Below are 15,241 nucleotides of genomic sequence, written 5' to 3'. Positions count from 1 at the left end.
TTAAGGCCGAAATTTCCAGAGAGAAGAAGCAAGACCCTATGACAAGGCCGGATTTATGCCCGGAATTTCCGTAGACCACGCCGGAAAACGTAAGACTCTGGTATCGATTACTATAAGGGCAATCGGCGGCGCCTTTGCTACGGAGGCTGACCTTCACCGGCTATCGGGCCGGAAGAGGCTGATCACATGTCTGATGGGGAACAATGACAGACCAGATGGTTGATTTATCCGATGTGGCGCGGGATCCCGAACAGCGTCCTGGCGACCGCCCGGAAAATGCGGGACGAAAGCGGCAATGGGGGTCTGAGCGGCGGTCCGAGCCGTTGGCCATTGTTCACCCCACTCCCTCTTCCCGGAAGATTGTTCTTGGCCGGCTGGCAATACTCGTCACTGTGGGTGCTTGGCTTTATTACGTGGTCTCCACCATCATTCGTCAGTTTGTTGACAATCCGAACTCCGGGTTTCGATTCGGGTTCGAGTCAATTTCCTACCTGATTGTTGTCACGTTCCTGACGTTCTCGGCCTTGATGTACCTGATGGCGCGGCAAGGGGCGCTTTACCGGTTCAAGGAACACCGCAGGGTTCCTCGAGGGGAACTGGACACTCACTTCGCCAACTACAAAGAGGCCGTGACGGTGCTGGTGCCCTCCTACGCCGAAGAGCCGCAGGTGGTCAGGGGCACGCTGTGGTCTGCGGCGCTTCAGGAATTTCCGGATTTGCGGGTGGTGCTTCTGCTGGACGATCCACCACACCCTACCGAGCCGGAGAAAATTCACCGGCTTGAACAGACCAGGGCTTTGGCGGGGCAGATTGCAGATGCTTTATCCGTCCCGGCGGAGCGCGCCAACAGGGCCCTGCAAAGCTTCCGGGAGAGGCGCGGGTTGCCTTCTCAAAAGGACAACCCGGACTCGGCAGAGAAAACAGGGGAGCTCGCACTCCTCATCGCCGAGTACGAGGCAGCGGTGGAGTGGTTGGAGGCGATGGCTGAGGCCGAGACCGTGGAAGACCATGTGGACGAGTTCTTTGTGGACCTGGTCATCATGGGATTGGCGCGTGAGCTCCGGCTTGTCTTGTTGGCGCTCAATGCAGCAAAGGCCCAGAACACGGCTCCCACCCCGGAGCGGATGGAACAGCTCTACCTGAGACTCACATGGATTTTCAATGTCCGCACGGAGACTTTTGAGCGTAAGAGGTACGCGAGCCTTTCCCACGAGGCCAATAAGGCCATGAACCTGAATGCCTACATTTCCCTCATGGGTAAACGGTGGCGGCGGGAAGAGGCTGCGGGGAGCGTGGTGCTTCGCCCATCCCTGGTTCCGCGCGATGATGATTTGCTGGTTCCGGACAGCACCTATTTGCTGACGTTGGATGCGGACTCCCTGCTGTTGCGGGACTACTGCCTGCGCCTGGTGTATTTCCTGGAATCCGCGGGCAATGAGCGTGTGGCAGTGACGCAGACTCCGTATTCATCGTTCCGTGGCGCCCCAACCCGGATCGAAAGGATCGCCGGGGCCACCACTGACATTCAGCACATTCTTCACCAGGGAATGACATTCTACGGAGCCACTTTCTGGGTGGGAGCCAACGCGATTATCCGCAAATGTGCCATTGAGGACATTGTGGAAGTGGAGAATGTTGGCGGGTTTGAAATCCGTACCTACATCCAGGACCGAACCGTCATTGAGGACACGGAATCCAGCATTGACCTGGGTTCCCACGGCTGGACCTTGGTGAATTATCCGGAGCGCCTGAGTTACAGCGCCACCCCACCCGATTTCGGTTCACTGGTAGTTCAGCGCCGGCGCTGGGCCAATGGTGGTTTGCTGATTCTTCCCAAACTGTGGAACCAGCTCTCGCAGCGGCGGATGCAACGCCAGCGGATCCTTATCCGCGAGGTTCTCCTGCGCGTGAATTACATGGCGTCCATTACCTGGGCCAGCTTCGGTCTGCTTTTCCTCCTGGCCTACCCATATGACAGCAGGCTCCTCAGCCCGGCCGTCTTCATCGCAGCCCTCCCTTACTTTTTATGCATGGGCTCGGACCTCCGCGATTGTGGGCACCGTTTCAGCGATATTTTCCGCATCTATGGCTTCAACCTCATCCTGCTGCCGGTCAACCTTGCCGGTGTTTTGAAATCACTTCAGCAAGGTCTCACGGGGGACAAGATTCCCTTTGTTCGAACACCGAAGGTCAAGGACCGCACAGCAGCCCCCGCCATCTACGTCCTGATTCCCTATGCAATCGTCGCGTTCTCCGTCCTGACGGTGTGGCGGGACGCTCAGCAGGGCAACTGGGGCAACGTTGCGTTTGCCTCACTCAACGCAGTATTGGCGATGTGGTGTATCCAGGCGTACATAGGCCTGTGGAATTCCACGGTGGATGTTGTTCTGGGTGCAGTGAACTGGCTCTACGTCACGCCGAAACCCAAGGGCAAGCCGGAGTCGCTGGTGGTTCCCAAGACGCCCGAAGAGGTGGACTGGGAGTCCATCCTTTACCATGGCGACCGCCGGCTCAACCGTGACCTGCGCGGCGGAACCGACCGCCGTCGTCGGATTTCACTGCGGTGACCACCCTGGGTGATCACCCAGGGGATCACTCAGCGTTGACCCATGCCTAGATCAGGGTGTTGAAGATTCCCCAGCCCGTCCCAATGTGGGTATTGCCGAAGAGGCCGGCCCCGTACTCCGAGTTGCTGAAGAGGCGGAGGTCGCCCGTTTCGTCAATGGCAACGATGTCGTTGAGGGGTTTAAGGGCGGAGTAGCGGAATCCGAAGATCCGTTCGTAGACACCGGCGCCGCTGATCTCAGCCATGAGTTCCCAGCCATGGCCCGCAATGGATGGTGCCTTCCATCCGCCGTTGCCGTCCGCCGGGTACTGGTGCAGGAGGCCGGCTTGGTCCCGGGCATAGATGTCCACGGCGCCATCGCCGTCGGTGTCACCGGGAGTGACCAACTTGTTCATGACATCCCACCCCGTGCCTACGTGTGAGGGAGCCAGCCACCCGCCGTCGCCGTCACCCGGGTAGAGGTACAGGTCTCCGGCGGTGTCCCGCGCGAGCACATCATTGTTGCCGTCCCCGTCAAAGTCTCCAGGCCCCACCACGGTGTCAAAGATGTTCCATCCCCAGCCGATTTGCGACGGTGGAAGCCACCCGCCGCGGCCATCTCCCGGGTAGATGTGAAGGGTTCCGTTTCTATCGCGTCCCAGGAGATCGTTGTTGCCGTCGCCGTCGAAGTCGCCCGTGGAGAAGACGATGTCAAAAATGTTGAAGCCCCGGCCTATCACCCGTGGTGCTTCCGAGGTGTGGGTGTAGTTCACGCACCCGGCACCGGACGGGCAGATGGAGTACTCCGGGGTGTAAACGTGAGGGTAGAGGACCAGGTTGCCGTCATTGGTGCGGCCCAAAAGTTCAAAGTTGCCCCGGCCGGTCCAGCCCATGGAGCGTGTGGAGGCTGCGATGGGCGCGGTCTCGCCGCTGTGGAACACTTCAGATTCAGAGCACACGCCGTGAACGTTGAAGGATATGCGGTTGCCTTGGTCCTCGGGAAGGAGCTTCAGGAATTCGCCCTGACGCTCTGCTGGTAAGGGTTCACCGTTGCTCAACCATTCCATGACGAATCCGTGCGGTGCATCCGCCGTTGGTTGGCAGTCCTGTAGACCGTAGTCGGCCTTGCCTATGGTCAGTTCCGAGCCAACGTAAGGCATGCCGAGCATGGGAGGAACCCAGTCCTGGGTGTTAGCTGCAGCGGGAGCGGCACCAACCGCCGTCGAGCCCATCAACAAGGCACCGAATGCCGCGGCCTTCACCGCAAATAACCGAAAGTTTCCCATGTTCCCCCCAAGACCCCGCAACGCGGACAGCGCAACTGAAGCCGAGCCTAACATTCAGTGCCAGCTCAGTGCCGTCGTGGCCGTTGACGAAGGGAATCCTGCTATGCCTATTCTGAGATTGGATCAGGTTCAGCAAGCGGCCTGGAATTATCGGCGGGTTTTGTCATCCCGTGGAAGGTCAATCGTTCATCATGTCCCAGCAGCTTCCCCTCGATGAGCTAACGCTCACTCTCGCCCGGATCAGGGGATTGCTCCTGACCGAAGAAAAGGTAGACAGGGCCGTACAACTGTTGGCGGAGGGTGTCCGCGATGCCTTCCCCGGCAGCGCGGGGGCGGGCGTCTCGCTCATTGATGAGCAGGGCAACAGGACAAGTGCCGGAGCAACGGACCCTTTGGTGATCCAAGGCGATCAGTCCCAGTACCGATTGGGAGAAGGCCCGTGTTTGAGTGCGTGGGCAACCGAGCAGACCGTCATCGTCAGCAATGCCGGGGCAGATGACCGGTGGCCGGCATGGGCCGAGTCCGCGCGGGAACTGAACATCGCTTCAGTGATCAGTGCTCCTCTGATTCGTGGGCCCCGCTGTTTTGGAGCCATGAAGCTCTACTCCGCTGCCGGTGATGCCTACGACCAAAACACCGCCGGTTCCCTGGAGAAGCTTGCCGCCTCGGCAGCCATCCTCTTGGACAACATTCAGAGCACCGAGACGCCAAAGCGCTTCAGCGAAGGGCTTGTTGAGGCACTTAACAGTCGCGACTCCATAAGCCGCGCACAGGGCTACCTCATGGGGCAACGTGGCCTGACGGAAGAAGAAGCGGTCAGGGAGCTTCTGAACCTGTCCCAGGAATCGAAGAAGTCGCTGGCAGCGGTCAGCGCTGAAATCCTTGGCGGAGGGAGGAGGGACAGAGTCCATGAGGGAACCTGAGCGGGGAAGTTGCGAGGGGCTATCTCTTCAGGAGCAACTCCAGCTCAAGGGTCTGCGCAAAGCCCTGAAAAGCGCCGGAATTCCCGATGAAGACTTGTGGCTGCGCTATTTTTCCATTGGCGGGATGGTGGGCGAATACGAGGTGGATGCCTACCTGCAGTCATCCCACTCGCTGCCGGCCTTACAGAGAGACCTGCTGGCGCACGCTGCGAATGAGCTCATAGACGAACTGCCTGCCCTTCCCCGGGCACCGTACAACGAGCAGTGTCCCTGAAGCAGGCATCGGCTCAGGTCTTTCGAACCATGGCTTGAGTAGTAACGCCGTCGTGCTCAAGCGGCTGGAAGCCAAGTGCCCGCAGGAAGCGAGCCTGCTTGGCGTTGTTGGCTACCGCAGCCAAGGGTGTTCCGGGCGGCAGTTTCGCTGCGCGGATGACATCCTCTACGAACGGCACCGCTACTCCCCATTCAACGCGGCTGTCCTTTACCAGCGATGAGAGAACATACGCTTGTGACTCAAAGGACTCGGACCACTCTTTGAGAGCCGCGTTAGCCCGACGTGCATCCGGGGACCACAGCCTGGGCAGCATGAAAATTGTTGGCACAGTAAGGAAAACTAAAACAGTAATACACGCCGTCAGCAGGAATGCCCCGAGTGTTTTGTCGAACATGCCAACAACGAATGAGCCCAATACGGCGATGCCCAACCACCAGGGCTGAGACATTTTTGAGCGATTCGGTCCGCCTAGGGGCAGCGCCAGCAAAAGCAGTCTCGCGTTGCTGTGCCATACTCCTCCAATGCTGGCGCGCTGCCGGAGCGCCTCTACGTTTGAAAGGTAGACGAACGGCGCAAGAATCCAACCGAAGCGATGTGTGTGCGCAGAAGAAAGCATCCAAGCGAGACGAGGGATGTCCCACCGACTCACGCGCCTAGGCTGTCCAAGGGCTGCATATTTCAGAGTATCTACAGCGGTCATCTTCACTCTCCAGCCGATTCGCTGCGACCCTCGCTGCTCGATGAATAATACCCGCGGCCGAAACCGCCCCCAATGGATCTCCCGCCAAACGGCAGTGTTCACATGCTAGCCGGGATGGACCGCCCTTTTCTCGTCGGGAACGGCATCTATATCCTTGATAGATGAGTGAAGTCGCGCATTCCACCATCGCCTTCGAGGGGCGTTTCGCCCGGGAACTCCCGGAGCTGGCCATTCCTTGGCGTGCGGAGGAGGCTCCGGATCCGCAGCTTTTGGTGCTCAACCAGCCACTCGCCGTCGAGCTTGGTTTTGATCCTGATTTTCTGCGGAGCCCGGAGGGCGTGCGGTTGCTGATTGGCAATGCCGTCCCGGAGGAAGCCACTCCAGTGGCCCAGGGGTATTCGGGTCATCAGTTCGGTTTCTATTCTCCGCGTTTGGGTGACGGGCGTGCCCTCCTGTTAGGAGAGCTTGCCGGACCTGACGGAGAGCTCCGCGATGTCCACCTCAAGGGTTCGGGGCGGACGCCGTTTGCCCGGAACGGGGATGGCTTGGCCGCGGTGGGCCCTATGGTGCGGGAGTACATTGTCAGTGAGGCGATGCATGCGCTGAACATTCCCACCACCAGGTCCCTTGCGGTAGTGGCAACGGGGCGGCAGGTTCAGCGTGAGACGCTGCTGCCGGGGGCTGTTCTCACCCGGGTGGCCAGCAGTCACCTGAGGGTGGGTAGTTTCCAATATGCCCGGGCCAGCAATGACATGGATCTGCTGCGCCGCTTGGCTGACCATGCAATCGAACGCCACCACCGGGGGTCGGACGGTGAAAGCAACCGCTACCTTGCACTCCTGAAGTCGGTCATCTCGGTCCAGGCGAAACTTCTGGCGCAGTGGATGCTGGTGGGGTTCGTTCACGGCGTCATGAATACGGACAACATGACAATCTCCGGCGAGACAATTGACTACGGTCCCTGTGCCTTCATGGAGGGTTTCGATCCCGGTGCGGTGTACAGCTCCATTGATGAGATGGGCCGCTACGCTTACCGCAACCAGCCGCTCATTGCTGAGTGGAACCTGGCCCGGTTTGCCGAATCAATTGCGGCCCTGATCCATGAGGATGAGGAGCAGGCGGTAACGCTTGCCGTGGAGGCGCTCAATGGGTTCCGAAAGGAATACAGCGCCACTTGGTTCAACGGTATGAAGGCCAAGCTTGGGCTGGCTGAGGATATTGACGACGCCGTTTCCTCACCGTTGGTGGATGAGCTCCTTCAGCTGGCCCAGGAGGCGCGCGCGGACTACACCTCGTTCTTCCGCAGCCTCAGCAAAGCTGCCCGCGGGGAGGCTGAACCTGCACGCCGTCAGGTCCTGGATTTGGCCGCGTTTGATTCATGGCTGGAACGGTGGCGGGAGGCAAGCCCGGACGCCGATGCCATGGACCGGGTTAACCCGATCTACATTCCACGCAACCATTTGGTGGAGGGAGCTCTTGCTGCGGCAACCGAGGGGGATATGGGGCCCACGGAACAACTGCTTGTGGCCGTATCTGACCCGTTCACGGAACGTCCCGGCTTGGAAAAGTACGCCGAGCCGGCGCCGGAGAGCTTTGGCCCGTACCGGACCTTCTGCGGGACTTAAGGGACGCTGATGCGCTGACAACCCGGCCGGGCCGGGCCGCCAGCGGCCAGCTGACCGGTCTAGCTCCAGACCGCCCGAACCACCATGTCTGCACCCGCAGCCAAATGATTGCCTGTATGGCCTGCATCCAGCACGCAGACGTGCTCTGCTTCCGAAACGCCGGTTGATACGAGGCATTCGGCTGCGCGGAAACTCAGGAGTTCCACTGGAAGGCTGTCGCCTATCTGAAGATCACTCATGTTGCCCTTTTACTCGTCCGGGCATCACCATTGGTGCTTGTTGCCCGGTGTTGGTGGGGGAGAGAATCCTCCCCTTGAACGCCGGACTTCATCAGCGGATACCTCCATACTGCCTTGCGCGGAGGACTTCCGTCTATGCAGGGTTACTTGGCACTAGTTGAAGTTTGCGTGGCGCACTATTGCCAGCAGCTCTTCGCGCAGGCCTTCGGAGTCCAGATTGATCACCGAGAGGACGTTGTTCTCCTGGCGGTGCGATTGCTCCAGCAGGGTCAGGCCTAAGTCGGTAATGGAGATGAGTTGGCTGCGGCGGTCAAAGCGGTTGGGCTGGCGGAGGATGTACCCGCGTGCTTCCAGGCGGGTCAGTAGCGGGCCCATGGTTTGGGCTTGTACGCGGACGCTCCGGGCAAGATCCCCGGGGGTGATTGGTCCCGCCGTCGCCACGGCATCAAGGGTAAGCACCGCTGGATAGGTCAGCCCCAGAGGCCGCAATTTATCGTTCCATGCCAGTTCCACAAGCCGCGCTGCTGTTGACAGCAGCCGGCTTGTTGGCCATCGGTCCATATCAGGCATTCAGGCTCCCCAGGCTTTCACAAATAGTCAGCTTGCTTACTAGGCTACATCAGGCCTGGGGAGCTAAGGGATGTTGGGCAGTTGTGCTGGGTTCACGGCAGGGCCCGACGGCGGAACCCGCCTTGAGCGCTCAGGCGTGTGAAGCTCTTAGCCCTCGCATTCGGTGCAGTACTTTTGCCCGTTGGTTTCGCGTGCGAGTTGGCTGCGGTGGTGGACCAGGAAGCAGGACATGCACGTGAACTCGTCGTTCTGGATGGGGACGATCTCAACTTGAAGTTCTTCCCCGGAGAGGTCGGCACCTGGGAGTTCAAAGGCATCCGCCAGGTCCACTTCGTCCAAATCGATCGTGTCCGTGCGCGCGGCGCTTTTGGCCGTTGCCAGCTCGGCCAGGGGCAGTGCCTGTTCTTCTTCAGGCAAGGCTCGGGGAGTGTCGTAATCGGTGGCCATGGTGGTGAACCCCCTTGTAGAAGTGCGGTGTGTTGCTGTTTGCGCACTTTGTAACCGCGGGCCCTCGCTTCGTATTCCCGCCCGGCTAGGAGAGGTCGAACGCTGAACGCCCTGGACCTCGCTCGGCACTGTGAACGTGCAGGGCATGGCGCATGGCTTGGCGGTTTTCTTCGGCGAGTTCAGGCTGCTCGGCCACGCGGTAGAGGTCTGCTGCCCATTGAAATTCGTCCGCGGCAGCACGGAAGCGGGCTTCGTCGAAGAGACGCCGGCCGATGTGATGGCGAACGTAGGCTTCCTCTTCGGCTGACCGGACTGTTCGCAGGGCCTTTTCATGGAGCACGGCGGCATCATGCCAGCGGTATTGCCGTTGATTGATCTGGGCGAGAACCAGCAGCAGCTCACGACGGTCAGGTGAAGTGGGCAGCAGCTTGAAACCTTCGTCCAAAGCTTCAGCGTCCCGGCCGAGTAGTGCCAAATACCTGACTCGTTCAACGGGTGGACAATCGCCTTCCAGCGCAGCTTCCACGGCTTGGCGGTTGATCACCACGTCGCGGAACGTTGTAGGGTCAGTGCGCCAAAGACTTGCAGTTTCTTCCACCGTGATGTGCCCCCCATAGGCTTGTTATGGAGCCAACTGAGTTGCAGCACTGTCAATGCCAGGCTGCCGGAAACTCCATAATCTCATGAACGGTGATGCCCGCAAGCTCGCCGGGCCCGGATGCCCTAGTGGAGTTGGTTATCCGCCGGTGTGGCCCGCCATGAGTGAAAGGGGACCGTCAGCCCTGAGCGTGTTGGCGCGCAGGTGAAGGGTCCGGCTGCGGCCTCCACATCAGGGGCCAAGGGCAGCACGCGCACCAGTTGCAGGTGGTTGCTTCCGGACGCGGCACGGATGGTGAGGGCGTCGCCGGAGCGGCTGACCCTTATGCGCACCCTGCCGCCGTTCCATTCCGGAACAGGCGCCAAGGACCAGTCCGAGAAGCGGTCCGTGACAACCGCGCCCAGTTGAGCGGCGCCGTCGGCGTATTCCACGCCAGCTTTGATCCAATGCTCGGCGTTGATGCGGACAAAGATGCCGGCTTGGTCGAACTGTTGGGAGAACGCGGCTGTGAACTCAACTTCCATGGCGCTGTCTTGCGGGAAGGGGGTGAGCAGCGCGTGTTCGGTGTCGTGGACGAATCCGTAGGACGTGATGCGCCACGCGTCGCTGCTTTCGGCTGCAGTGACCAGCAGATCGCCTTCCTGCTCTACGACGGCGGCCGGCTGGTTGGTCCACTCGCCGCGGTTCCAGGGGATGTCAGTCGGCACAGGGCTCCTTGGTGTTTGGTTCATGCGGTTTCCGGTGGTGCAATACTTGCAGCTTCTAACTGCTAAGCCCAGAATCCCGCGTGAGGCCTGGCTGCTTCTTCTTCGAGCAGTGGTCCGGTGACCTCGGTGGGGCGTCCTCCAGCGGCGAAGACCAGGCGGCAGGGGTGGGTCAGCGTAGGGTTCTCCGGATGCCCGCTTCCCGTGATTTCCAGCAGTCCCGTTTCCGCCAATCCGTAAACCACTCGGCCTATGCCGGCCCAGTAGATTGCCCCTGCGCACATGGCGCAGGGCTCGCATGAGGTGTACAGGGTGTGCGAGGGAAGTTGATCGTGGGGAATGGAACGGGAGGCCAAACGCACGAGGTTGGTTTCGGCGTGGTTTGTCACGTCATTCTCTGTGATCACGGTGTTTTCTGCCTCCAGGACGATTTCGCCGTCGGAGTTCACCAGTATGGCGCCAAAGGGGTGATTGCCGTTGTTCCGTGCTTCGTTTGATACGGCAATCGCGCGGCGAAGCAGTTCAAGATCCTTGTTCATGCGGGTCCTTCTTCCAGTGATTCGGTGGCGATGCTGCAACGTTATGCCGGGCCGGTGAATGGACAAAGTCATTTACTATCGGAATATCCGATAGTTAGAATACGAGGGGAGCTCCCGCATGCGGCATTCACTGGATCAGGTGGAAGCCTTTGTGATGAGCTGCAAGTGGGGCTCCTTCTCCGCAGCGGCCAGAGCCTTGGGGCGAAGCCAATCCACCATCAGCGCCTCGGTGGCCAATCTGGAAATAGCTCTCGGGTTGGAGCTTTTTGACAGGTCGACGCGCATCCCCACCCTGACCGCAGCCGGGGAAACCATGCTGGTTGAAGCACTGGCCGTTTACGATCGGTGCCAAGCCCTGGAAAGTCACGCCGATGCGATGTCGGAGGGTGACCCGGCCAGCCTCACCATCGCTGCCGGCATTCCGCACAAGAACCTGGTGCCCGTGCTGTGCGACTTCGCGGAGAAGTTTCCGCACACGGACATCATCATCCGTAACCCCGAAAAAGGGGATGTGGCCAACCTCGTCCAACGCGGTGAAGCTGCGTTGGGCGTGGCCTTTGCCCAGCCGCGGTATGTCAGGGAAATCCAGTTTCATCAAATGGGGAAACTGATCCTCACACACGTCGCCCACGCTGAGCACCCCTTGGCCGCCAAAAGAACCGTGAGCTTTGATGACTTACGGGAGCACCGGCACATTGTTTACACGGCACATGCGGCCAGTCTGCCAACCACTGAGTACCTGCAGTCCACGCAGGTCTGGAGCGCCGATAACTATGACGCCCTCATCGAAATGGCGTCAGCGGGTTTAGGTTGGGCCACTCTGCCCAGGCAATTGATTTTGGACCAGATAGGAAGCGGACAGCTGGTGGAGTTACAGCTGGAGGCCTACCCTTACACGGACTGGCTGGTGTCGGTGGACCTGCTGTCCTTGAAGGGACGCCGGATAGGAAAGGCGGAGAGCTGGCTGCTGACCAGAATGCAGAGCCACAAGATCCAGGAACTGACGAGGCACGGCCAGCCAACCACATGGTAGTAAGCTGACCGCGCCTCAATCACCTCCTGCGAACGGCACTAATCCCCGGAAGCCGGCAGCACGCCGTCGTGATCTTCAGTCATACGCTGACGCAACGTCTGACGGTCGTCCCAGAACCTTGAGCCCATGAAGGCCCCTCCCAAAAGGCCCACCAGGGACAGGGGAGCAACTACCAGAGGGTTTGGCGCTTCTCCCTGCATGATGAGAAGCGTTACCCACGCAACCGAGGCCACAATCAGCGTTGAGGCAGCGGCAACCAGGGTCACGAACATTGACTTTTTCAAAACTGCATCTCTTTCTTTAACTACCGCAAAGGTTGTACTGCGAGGGTCTCAGCCAGCTGGAATATGATCGGCCTTGCGGCGAAAAGGAGACTAGATGACAACGGGTTCCATCATTGAGTACATCCACCAGTATGACGGTGAGGTTCGGCAACGGCTGTTGACCGTGTACCAAATGATCCGTTCTGCTGTGCCAAGCGAAGCTGAAGAGTCCATTAGTTGGCGCATGCCCACCTTCAAACTCGGCACCGAGCCCTTGTTCTTCTTTACGGCGACCAAGAAGCACATAGGCTTTTATCCCACTCCGGACGCCATGGCGCACTTCTCAGCGCAATTGAGTCACTACGGAACCACGGACCACCTTGTTCAGTTGCCCCATAACGCCCCGCTGCCCACCGATCTCATCGGAGAGATCATCCAGTGGCGGCTGCAGCAGCTGCATATGGACCGGGTCTGAGGCTCGCGCCCCACCACCAGCATGCCGGGCCAGTGCCCACGTGATCTTGACCCCGCGCACGGCCAGAACCACTACGGACAGCAACGTCAACAGCACAACTGCTGAAACGGCAACCATCATCAGGCCAACGATGTGAACCAACAGGACGGCGGACATCACCAAGGCGTGCGCATCGAAAGATGTCATAGCTGATCAACTATTCCGCGTACTGGAGGCTGGTCAGGAGGGCCTTGAGCTTGCTGTATTGCTCAGATTCCATCCAGGCAGCGGCGCTCTCCACGGTCATGGAAACCTCCATGTTGGCTCTGGCGATTGAAGCCCCGTTGCCCATGATCAGGAAGCTGTGGGCCGAGGCGCTCTCCGGGCCCTCAGTCATGAATTCATTGGTCACCACACCCATGAAATAGCGGGTTACTGCGGGGTCGAACGGGTATTCGTCCTTGAAGAAGGCGAAATTGGAAACTCCGTCCCGGTTGTCGAAGTTGGTCAGCTGCTGGGAGTCCAGGATGGTGCGGTTCACGGGCCCGGCAACCACTCCGCCGTAAACACCGCTGGCGATCAGTGCAACCTCGGTGCCCGTTTCGTCGTAGATATGGGCGTCGACAGTTTGGCGGCCGTCACCATAGAAGTCCATGGGTATTACTTCGGTTTGCGCAGTCCAGCCTGCCGGCAGCAGGAAGGAGATGTGCCCATCAGGGAAGGTGTACAACCCGCTCACCGGGAAGTCGGGGGAGACATGCGGTGTTGAGGGTTCGGTGGGTGTGATCGGCGCTGGTTCCGGCGCGGCAGGAGCAACGGTCGACGGCGGGATGGTCGCCTGCGGTGCGGGAACAACCGGCGGCGCGGGAATAAAAGGCTCCACATCGGCAGGAGCCGCCGGAGCAGGAGCGGTTACAACTGGAGCAGGAGCGGTTACAACCGGAGCAGGAGCAGCAACCGAAGGCGCTGGGGTGATGACAACCGGTACCGGAACAATGACCTCCGCCTGTTGGGCGGCAGGGGCGGGAGCGGTCTGCGACGGAGCGACCTGCTCGGAAATCGGTGCAGCAAGGGCCTCTGCAACGCTCGCTGCAGGGAACTGGCTTACTTCTCCTGATGAAGCGGTAAATGAATTAGTGTCCGCCGGGGCAGACGGTGCGCAGACGGCCACAGTGATTGCCACGGCCAATGTTGCCAGAGTGGCGTACTTTGCAGTTCCGGATCGGTTGTACTTCATCTTGGGTTCCTTCCCCCACGGAGTGATGGAGCACTTCATGTGCTCATACATCTTGTTTCCGGCAAGGGGCCGCTGATTACAGGGGCCACAGAAAATCTTTCGAAAAAGAGGGTTCCACCTGCGCATATGTGGTGGAAGGGCAAGGGACGCAATGGGCACAACTGCCCTTAGGCAATGTTAACGTGCCACCCCGGCAAGTGATTTACTGGCTTGACCGCTCAAGGAATTTCACCAAGAAGAGAGCATCGTGGAACCTCAGAACCCCTACCCTCCCAGCTATTTCCCGCCTCAGCCCGGGCAACTCCAGGGCGGCTCCTACCTGGATGGGCAAAGACGTTTCGGACTGTCCTCTTGTTCGGTGCTGGACTTCTTGCTCTCCTGCTGGTGCTTCTTGTAGGTACAGCGACATCTGGATCGGCCGATATGTACAGTGCAGGCGGACGCAACGGTCTTCAAGCAACCCTTTGGCTAGCCTTGGGGTCAGTTCTACTGACAATTCCGTACGTTATTGCCAGCATCGTCTATGGTGCTCTTTGGGCCGCTAAGCTGCGGGCCAAAGGGTACGCCCGGTACCCAGGCACCAGCTGGATTCTGGTAGCCGGCCCAATTCTGGCAACACTGCCCATAGTGGTACTGCTAGGGCTGATCACGGCAAGTCCCAGCACGTTGTAAGCCCGGACCGAGTAAATGAAAGGTGACTATGACCTCCGATCAGGAGCGGCGCAATGATGCCGTATATGCCGAACACAAGGCGGCTATCGCAGCCGGTCAAAAACGCGTACTCCGCAACACCAGTACAGGCGAACTCCACAGCTATCCAGCCGATGAGATCGGTTTTACGCCAGGCGCCGGGCAGGCCCAGGTCAGCACCTGGTGGGGTATGGGCATCCTCGCCGTGGTTGCCGCGTTCTTGACAGTCCTTTCGGTGATGATTTTGCTCGCCCCGCTGGGACAGGGACAAAGCCCTATGTGGGGTGGTTTGTTCCTTACCGCCATGGCCGGTGGCTTCACCGTGTATGCGGTGGTTCTGTCCCGCCAGGAATTCCGGGCGATGCAGCTACGCAAGCTGCGGGGTTCGCCGAAGCCGAATTCGTCCGGCCGTGCGGACATTCCTGCAGATCATTAGTTAATGCGTGCTTTGGGGGACAGCAGAATGAAACGTGGAAGAAGAATAGGTTTAGCCATGCTTGCGTTGCTGACGCTGACAGCAGCGAGCTGCAATGAGCGACCCTTCACCCGCGACTACGCCCGGTCCACCCCGAATTCGGCCATTCAGGTGGGCGAGAAAAGAGACAAACTGTGGGAGTACGTGGATCGGAATGGAGTATCCAGGAAACTCAACACCTGCGAAGACTTGAGTCCGTGGAATGTGGCCTATCGCTGCACCTCCCCGGATGGCACAGTCATGCTGACCTTCAATGATTCCAAGTACGGCATAGACGACACCATCCTCCATCACAAGGACGGCGAAGAGGTGCCCTTGTACTGCATCGTCAATGGAACTTGGGAGGATTCACTGAGATTCTGTCTGCCCGTATCGGACCCTTCCGTCCCGCCCCAGCCGGTTCCTCGTCGCGACTAGTCCGGAGCCAGCTGCCGAGGGCGCATGGAGGGCCTTTCCGGACGCGGTGCCGGCATTGAAGAGCATCCGGGCAACGAGTATGTGGAGGGGGCCATCCGAAGCCTGGCGGAAGTGCCTCTTCGCCTCCTCAAAGGATCCCCTTAGGTTTGGATATTTGTGTGTGGTCCATACACGTGTCCGAAGGTGAAGGGCTTGGTGAAGCAGTTGCGAGTGCGGGCACGT

The 15,241-nt window shown here is 59.6% G+C and carries 18 protein-coding genes; 8 read left to right on the top strand and 10 right to left on the bottom strand.

The annotated features are described in order from the left end of the window. The first annotated feature begins 203 nt into the window (after positions 1-203). Positions 204-2,567 (top strand): glycosyltransferase family 2 protein, encoded by a 2,364-nt coding sequence (locus ABI796_RS15130; RefSeq protein ID WP_246095666.1) that lies wholly within the window; start codon positions 204-206, stop codon positions 2,565-2,567. 46 nt (positions 2,568-2,613) lie between these two features. Here ABI796_RS15130 and ABI796_RS15125 read toward each other — a convergent pair whose 3' ends face one another. Then, entirely contained in the window at positions 2,614-3,831 is a 1,218-nt protein-coding gene (locus ABI796_RS15125; protein WP_141281342.1) for a VCBS repeat-containing protein, read from the bottom strand. A gap of 170 nt (positions 3,832-4,001) precedes the next feature. On the opposite strand from ABI796_RS15125, the gene ABI796_RS15120 reads away from it, so the two are divergent. Further along, a complete protein-coding gene (locus ABI796_RS15120; RefSeq protein WP_303409154.1) occupies positions 4,002-4,754 on the top strand; it encodes a GAF and ANTAR domain-containing protein in 753 nt (250 codons plus the stop codon). Then, positions 4,741-5,028 (top strand): hypothetical protein, encoded by a 288-nt coding sequence (locus ABI796_RS15115; RefSeq protein WP_246095667.1) that lies wholly within the window; start codon positions 4,741-4,743, stop codon positions 5,026-5,028. Before ABI796_RS15120 ends, ABI796_RS15115 begins: the two co-directional genes overlap by 14 nt. Before the next feature lie 13 nt (positions 5,029-5,041). Here ABI796_RS15115 and ABI796_RS15110 read toward each other — a convergent pair whose 3' ends face one another. Next, complete coding sequence (locus ABI796_RS15110; RefSeq protein ID WP_141281344.1) at positions 5,042-5,476, bottom strand: hypothetical protein; 435 nt, start codon at positions 5,474-5,476, stop codon at positions 5,042-5,044. Positions 5,477-5,889: 413 nt separating this feature from the next. Between ABI796_RS15110 and ABI796_RS15105 the strand changes: the two genes are divergently transcribed. Next, positions 5,890-7,353, top strand: coding sequence for a protein adenylyltransferase SelO (locus tag ABI796_RS15105; RefSeq protein WP_141281347.1), 1,464 nt, complete (start codon positions 5,890-5,892; stop codon positions 7,351-7,353). A 59-nt stretch (positions 7,354-7,412) separates the two neighbouring features. Here the strand turns inward: ABI796_RS15105 and ABI796_RS15100 are convergent, their stop codons facing one another. From ABI796_RS15100 to ABI796_RS15075, 6 genes are all read right to left on the bottom strand, one after another. Next, positions 7,413-7,592, bottom strand: a complete 180-nt coding sequence (locus ABI796_RS15100) for a hypothetical protein (protein ID WP_141281349.1) — start codon at positions 7,590-7,592, stop codon at positions 7,413-7,415. A gap of 153 nt (positions 7,593-7,745) precedes the next feature. After that, positions 7,746-8,162, bottom strand: a complete 417-nt coding sequence (locus ABI796_RS15095; RefSeq protein ID WP_141281351.1) for a MarR family winged helix-turn-helix transcriptional regulator — start codon at positions 8,160-8,162, stop codon at positions 7,746-7,748. A 147-nt stretch (positions 8,163-8,309) separates the two neighbouring features. Then, positions 8,310-8,609 (bottom strand): DUF4193 domain-containing protein, encoded by a 300-nt coding sequence (locus tag ABI796_RS15090; protein ID WP_141281353.1) that lies wholly within the window; start codon positions 8,607-8,609, stop codon positions 8,310-8,312. 85 nt (positions 8,610-8,694) lie between these two features. Further along, positions 8,695-9,207: a hypothetical protein gene (locus tag ABI796_RS15085; RefSeq protein ID WP_141281355.1), complete on the bottom strand. Its 513-nt coding sequence runs from the start codon at positions 9,205-9,207 to the stop codon at positions 8,695-8,697. A gap of 125 nt (positions 9,208-9,332) precedes the next feature. Next, on the bottom strand, positions 9,333-9,914 hold the full coding sequence (locus tag ABI796_RS15080; protein ID WP_141281357.1) for a DUF1349 domain-containing protein: 582 nt from the start codon (positions 9,912-9,914) through the stop codon (positions 9,333-9,335). A 62-nt stretch (positions 9,915-9,976) separates the two neighbouring features. Next, the gene (locus ABI796_RS15075) at positions 9,977-10,450 is read right to left on the bottom strand and encodes a nucleoside deaminase (RefSeq protein ID WP_141281359.1); all 474 of its coding nucleotides are present in this window, start codon (positions 10,448-10,450) and stop codon (positions 9,977-9,979) included. 118 nt (positions 10,451-10,568) lie between these two features. Here ABI796_RS15075 and ABI796_RS15070 point away from each other — a divergent pair, with 118 nt between their 5' ends. After that, positions 10,569-11,483 (top strand): LysR family transcriptional regulator, encoded by a 915-nt coding sequence (locus ABI796_RS15070; RefSeq protein ID WP_141281361.1) that lies wholly within the window; start codon positions 10,569-10,571, stop codon positions 11,481-11,483. 38 nt (positions 11,484-11,521) lie between these two features. Here ABI796_RS15070 and ABI796_RS15065 read toward each other — a convergent pair whose 3' ends face one another. Continuing rightward, a complete protein-coding gene (locus tag ABI796_RS15065; protein WP_141281363.1) occupies positions 11,522-11,755 on the bottom strand; it encodes a hypothetical protein in 234 nt (77 codons plus the stop codon). Positions 11,756-11,861: 106 nt separating this feature from the next. Between ABI796_RS15065 and ABI796_RS15060 the strand changes: the two genes are divergently transcribed. Beyond that, positions 11,862-12,221, top strand: a complete 360-nt coding sequence (locus ABI796_RS15060; protein ID WP_141281365.1) for an iron chaperone — start codon at positions 11,862-11,864, stop codon at positions 12,219-12,221. Positions 12,222-12,417: 196 nt separating this feature from the next. Here ABI796_RS15060 and ABI796_RS15055 read toward each other — a convergent pair whose 3' ends face one another. Continuing rightward, a complete protein-coding gene (locus tag ABI796_RS15055) occupies positions 12,418-13,437 on the bottom strand; it encodes a hypothetical protein (RefSeq protein WP_246095677.1) in 1,020 nt (339 codons plus the stop codon). Positions 13,438-14,137: 700 nt separating this feature from the next. Between ABI796_RS15055 and ABI796_RS15050 the strand changes: the two genes are divergently transcribed. Together ABI796_RS15050 and ABI796_RS15045 are read left to right on the top strand one after the other, a co-directional pair. Continuing rightward, complete coding sequence (locus ABI796_RS15050; RefSeq protein WP_141281367.1) at positions 14,138-14,563, top strand: hypothetical protein; 426 nt, start codon at positions 14,138-14,140, stop codon at positions 14,561-14,563. Between the two features lie 57 nt (positions 14,564-14,620). Then, complete coding sequence (locus tag ABI796_RS15045; protein ID WP_141281369.1) at positions 14,621-15,019, top strand: hypothetical protein; 399 nt, start codon at positions 14,621-14,623, stop codon at positions 15,017-15,019. Positions 15,020-15,241 lie beyond the last annotated feature (222 nt).

Source organism: Paenarthrobacter aurescens (genome assembly GCF_041549525.1).
Taxonomy (GTDB): Bacteria; Actinomycetota; Actinomycetes; order Actinomycetales; family Micrococcaceae; genus Arthrobacter; species Arthrobacter aurescens.
The sequence above is the reverse complement of the archived record's forward strand: the minus strand, read 5'-3'. Positions and strand labels throughout refer to the sequence as shown.